Raw genomic sequence first — 5,523 nt, 5'->3', positions numbered from 1 at the left:
AGAATTAAACAACGAACTAAATGAAGATTAAAATGGCAACTGAAATAATTGAGAATATTGATTCAAAAAAACTTCGTGGAGGTTACTACACACCACAAGCAATAACAGATTTTATCTGCAAATGGGCAATTACAAAACCAACTCAAAAAGTTTTAGAGCCAAGTTGTGGTGATGGAAATTTTATTGAATCTGCCATTCGCAGATTCAAAGAACTTGGGGTTTCTGAAAAGAATTTGTTTGGACTAATAAAGGGAATTGAATTGGTAGAAAACGAAGCGAATAAATCAAAAGCAAGAGCAGCAAAATATGGTTTGAATTCAACCACAATTCTAAACACAGATTTTTTCAATTACATTTCAAATGCAAATGGAGAAGCACACTTTGATGTAGTTGTTGGTAATCCGCCTTTTATCCGTTATCAGAATTTTCCAGAGGAACATCGAGAAGTTGCCTTTAAGATGATGGAAGAAATGAATCTGAAACCAAATAAACTTACAAACATTTGGGTTCCGTTTCTTGTAATCTCAGCAAGTAAATTAAATCGTTTTGGAAAATTGGCGATGGTAATTCCAGCCGAACTATTTCAGGTAAAATATGCTGCTGAAACAAGAGTGTTTCTCTCAAAGTTTTTTTCACGAATCACAATTGTAACATTTAAAAAACTTGTTTTCGCAGACATACAACAGGAAATTGTTTTAATGCTTTGCGAAAAAGATGTAACAACCAACAAAGGAATCAGAGTATTGGAATTGAACAATCTGAGTGAACTAAATTCAATTGAAGTTAGCAAGGTTCAGAAATCAGATGTAAAAGCTCTTGAACATTCAACCGAGAAGTGGACGAAATATTTTTTAGATGAAACCGAAATCCAACTTCTCAGAAAAATAAAAAAAGATGCTAGAATAAAACCATGTTCTCACATAATGGAAGTTGATGTTGGAATTGTAACTGGACGAAATGAATTCTTTATGCTGAGCAAAGAACTTGTTTCAAAATGGAAACTAAAAGGACATACAACGAAAGTTGTTAGTAAGTCAAATCACTTTAAAGGCATTGTTTTTTCTGAAGAAGATTTTGAAAATAATTCTGATGACAACTGTCCAGCTCATCTTTTTTTACCCGAAAACAAGGAATATTCTTTACTTCCTAAAGTTTGTCGTGAATACATTGCTTACGGTGAGGAAATGGGCTTTAACACTGGATACAAATGTAGAATTCGTAAAAACTGGTATATCACGCCTTCCATGTGGTCTCCTGATGCTTTTGTTTTAAGGCAGGTTGGAGATTACCCGAAACTTATTTTGAACAAGACTAACGCATCTTCGACAGATACGATCCACAGAGTTCGTTTTAAAACAAAAGTTAAACCTGAAAACATTGCACTGTCCTATCTCAACTCACTAACTTTTGCTTTCTCAGAAATATTAGGAAGAAGTTATGGAGGCGGTGTGCTGACATTTGAACCAACAGAGATTGAAGAAATTCCCTTACCACTCTTAGGCACTCATAAAATTGATTTCAAAAAAATTGACACACTAATTCGCCAACGAAAAATTGAAGAAGTGATGGACATAATTGACAAAGAACTTTTAATCAAACAACTTAAATTTTCTGAATCAGAAGTTCAAATGCTTAGAGGTATTTGGAAAAAACTTGCTGGTAGAAGGAATGGAAGGAAAAACTAATATTCAATAATGGACATAACACTTTCAGATTTATTTCCAAACTCAACTACAGGTCTCAGCCAAATAGGATTTTTCTTTGGTGCTGGTTCTTCGTTTGCAGCCGGTTATCCTTTAACCTATCAACTTACAATTGATGTATTGAAGAAACTCTCACCTACTGAAATTGAGTTGATAGAAAAAATTCTGAAGACCGAAGGCGTTACCCTCAATGTTGCCAAAGGCGAACCAGATATTGAATTACTATCTGACATATTGAATCGGGCAAAAGCAAGTGGTGGTTATGTAGGGATTGATTTGCTAATGGAATCTATCCGAAAACATATTGTAGATGTAATCAATGAAGTGGCAAGTCCAAATCTTGAATATCATTTGAAGTTTTTGAAGGGTTTGAAAAAGCTAATGCAGCATAGAAATGAATCTGTTTGGATATTCACAACAAATTATGATTTAGTATTTGAGTTAGCTGCATCAATTGCGAAGATTCCTATTTACAATGGCTTTGAAGGAATTGTACAAAGGTTTTTTGATGTTGAGAGAATTGAACTGACTTACGGTAAAATAAATTCAAACAGGAGATTTGAACCTTTCAATGAACCACACATTAAGCTGATAAAGTTACACGGTTCAATTTCGTGGTTTAAGGATGGTGATGATGTAATAGAATCTTTCAATCAAGACAAGAGAGACGACAGGTGTATGATTCTACCAAAAAGAACTAAGGTGACCGAAACACTGGAATCACCTTACGATAAACTTTTTAGGTATGCTTCATCAGTAATTGGAAAGCAGTGCAAGTATATTGTTTCATGTGGTTACAGTTACAGAGACGAACACATAAACGACATTTTATTTTTTCCAAAACTCCGTAACAATTCCCTTCGAGTTTTTGCTTTAGCAAAAGATGAAACACCAGAAATCTTAAAACTGAAAGACCATGCAAGTTTTCATTATTTGGTAAATGATATACTGCATTACTTAGGGAAAGATTATAGCGGTAGCTATGACCTTTGGGACTTCAAGAAATTTGTAGAATTATTTAATTAAGAATCACAATAAAAATGGAAGACTATAAAATTGGAAAAGTAATAACTGTATCAGGCGATACAATCAACATATCACTTTTTGACCATTCTGATTCTGAGGAAACCGTTTATGGTGTTCCTCAAAATATGAATGTAACAGTTGACACATCGGCTGGTCCGACTCCAGTTTTGATAGGACAACCAGGAACTTTTGTTATGGTTTCAATTCCAAACGGAATGCTGCTTTCAATGATTACAGACATTTCAATGAAAGAAACATCAGCACTAAGTAGCGACCTAAAGAAAGCTGAAAGTGCAGACGAATATTTAATTCAAAGTCCACTTAGAATTATTTCTGTAATTCCTGTTGGAACGATTGATGCCACTGGAAAATTTGAGCGAGGAACTGACCTATTACCAACTGTAAACAACGATGTGTTTGCTGTTTTGCCAGATGTAATTGATAAGGTTTATGAATCATTTGCCGAAGGAAATTTTTCAATTGGTGAACTTTCCTTAATTAAGAATCAGGATGCAAAAATCAATCTTGATTCTTTTCTCTCAAGACATGCAGCAGTATTAGGTCAAACAGGTGGCGGAAAGTCTTGGACAGTTGCTTCACTACTTCAAAGCATTTCAAAATTTCCAAAATCAACAGTTGTATTATTTGACTTGCATGGTGAATACAAACAAAGTAGTGATGGCAAAAGTGTTTTCGGTGCTGATGCAGAATACATCAATGCAGGTGATTTAGAGTTTCCTTATTGGCTGATGAAAAGCGATGAACTTTTAGGGTTGATGGTTGACAGAACAGAATCAGCAGCACCAAATCAAATTGCAAAATTCAAAGAGTTATTACAAGCGGCAAAAGAGAGTCATGCTGAGAATATATCTTTAGGAATTCCTAAAATCACAATTGACACTCCTGTTTACTTTGACTTTAGTAGCATAATTGATAAATTCAGGGAATTAGATGTTCAGACGGTTACTGGTTCAAGCGGAAAGCAGATAAAGGGACCGTTAAGTGGTGACTTTACAAGATTACTTATGCGAATTGATTCCCGTTTGAATGACAAAAGGTATGATTTGATTTTTAAACCTACAACTTACAATACATCGGCTTCAATGGAAGTTTTGTTTCGCAAAATTTTAGGAGAGGAAACTTCCCCGAAGAAAATTGTTGTGATTGATATGAGTGCGATTCCATTTGATGTTCGCAATTCTGTAATTTCTTTGATACTAAGGTGTATGTTTGATTTCTCCTACTGGTATAAAAAAGTAAACTCAAAAGCATATCCTATTTCCGTTTTTTGCGATGAAGCACATATTTACTTTAACGACAAAGACCCGAATTCAGAAGCAGCAAGATTATCAGCAGAAAGAATTTCTAAGGAAGGAAGAAAATACGGCATTAGCTTAACAGTAATTAGTCAAAGACCAAGAGAAGTTTCATCAACAATCTTGTCGCAGTGTAACACATTTCTTTGTCTAAGAATTTCAAATCCAGAAGACCAAGTGTATGTAAAAAGTTTGCTGCCTGATTCAATAAGAGGAATTGTAAGTATGTTTTCAAACCTTAGACGAGGAGAATGTATTTTGTTGGGAGATTCTGTAATCATGCCTACAAGAATAAAAGTTCACAGACCGAACCCAACACCAAATAGTGATGATACTTCCTTTTACAAGGAATGGAATTTACCTCATGAAGAAATAAAGTTTGCACCAGTATTAGACGCATGGAGAAGCCAACAAGTAAAATAAAAGCTAACGCACAAAAAAATACACTCTTAAAAACCGCTGCAAGTCAACGCTGCGAACCAAAGTTTTTAAGAGAGTATTTTTTTCTCCTACCTCAGAAAAATTATTTTTTAAAATTTCCTTCCCTTCTAAAAATTTTTAAACCCGCGACCGCACAGCCGACACAAAAGACAGCGAAACCAACGACAGATATGGGCTACAGTAACTCGACAGACAGAACGCCAGCTGGTAACACGGGTTTGGCAAAAGTGGCGGTTCAGTGCTCCGCAGACACATTTGTGGTTAATCAAAGTTTGGTTCTCCGCATCAACATTTGTGGTGAAAATCGCCACCTTCGCCAAGCCCGAAAACGTTAGAGCCAATTTAAACAAAACAACAATATGAAAACAAAATTCTCAAGTGTAACGATGATTGCAATAATCTTAGCAATGATAACAGGATGTAAATCGGGAAATACCGAATATGACAAAATGGTCCAATTTGGTCAAAAATACACCGATGCTTGGAATAGTAAACAACCAGAGACAATGGCTTCATTTTATGCCGATGACGGAATGCTGACTGTAAATAATGGAAAACCAGCAGTTGGAAGAAGACAGTTAGCAGAAACTGCTCAATCCTATATGGAGGCATTTCCTGATATTGAATTAACTATGGACAGTTTAACAGTCGGCAATGGAACGTATAGATATTATTGGACTTTTAAAGGAACAAATACTGGACCTGGAGGAACTGGAAATAAAGTTGATTTCAGCGGATTTGAGGAATGGACTATGAACGACCAAGGACTTGTTCAAAAGTCAATCGGAACTTATGACGCAGAGTATTATCAAAGACAACTTGAAGGGAATAAATAAAACTGGCTCTAACAGATAAGGCTTCGTCGTAGCCGGAACGGCAAACGATGAAGCCTGTGTTGCACGGAACCGGGCCTCAGCGCTCGGTTTTTTTTGTTATGGGGTTGTCGTGGTTTGGAGTGTCTCCCTGAGAAGGTTTTGGAGACTTTTTTTTACAATGCCCGGGAGGGTTTTGCATGGTTCCTGCGCCTCGGGTGGCTT

The 5,523-nt window shown here is 35.9% G+C and carries 5 protein-coding genes; all 5 read left to right on the top strand.

Going from position 1 to position 5,523, the window contains the following annotated elements:
• The first annotated feature begins 20 nt into the window (after positions 1-20).
• The 5 genes from ACIQ2S_RS10725 (at position 21) to ACIQ2S_RS10705 (ending at position 5,322) form a co-directional block, all read left to right on the top strand.
• On the top strand, positions 21-1,685 hold the full coding sequence (locus tag ACIQ2S_RS10725; protein ID WP_396175813.1) for an N-6 DNA methylase: 1,665 nt from the start codon (positions 21-23) through the stop codon (positions 1,683-1,685).
• A 9-nt stretch (positions 1,686-1,694) separates the two neighbouring features.
• A complete protein-coding gene (locus ACIQ2S_RS10720) occupies positions 1,695-2,729 on the top strand; it encodes an SIR2 family protein (RefSeq protein ID WP_396175811.1) in 1,035 nt (344 codons plus the stop codon).
• Positions 2,730-2,743: 14 nt separating this feature from the next.
• Positions 2,744-4,468 (top strand): ATP-binding protein, encoded by a 1,725-nt coding sequence (locus tag ACIQ2S_RS10715; protein WP_396175809.1) that lies wholly within the window; start codon positions 2,744-2,746, stop codon positions 4,466-4,468.
• A 188-nt stretch (positions 4,469-4,656) separates the two neighbouring features.
• Complete coding sequence (locus tag ACIQ2S_RS10710; RefSeq protein ID WP_396175807.1) at positions 4,657-4,821, top strand: hypothetical protein; 165 nt, start codon at positions 4,657-4,659, stop codon at positions 4,819-4,821.
• 24 nt (positions 4,822-4,845) lie between these two features.
• Complete coding sequence (locus tag ACIQ2S_RS10705; RefSeq protein WP_396175805.1) at positions 4,846-5,322, top strand: YybH family protein; 477 nt, start codon at positions 4,846-4,848, stop codon at positions 5,320-5,322.
• The last annotated feature ends 201 nt before the right edge of the window (positions 5,323-5,523 follow it).

Source organism: Flavobacterium sp. (genome assembly GCF_044371705.1).
Lineage (GTDB): Bacteria > Bacteroidota > Bacteroidia > Flavobacteriales > Flavobacteriaceae > Flavobacterium.
This window is presented reverse-complemented; position numbering and strand designations above follow the sequence as displayed.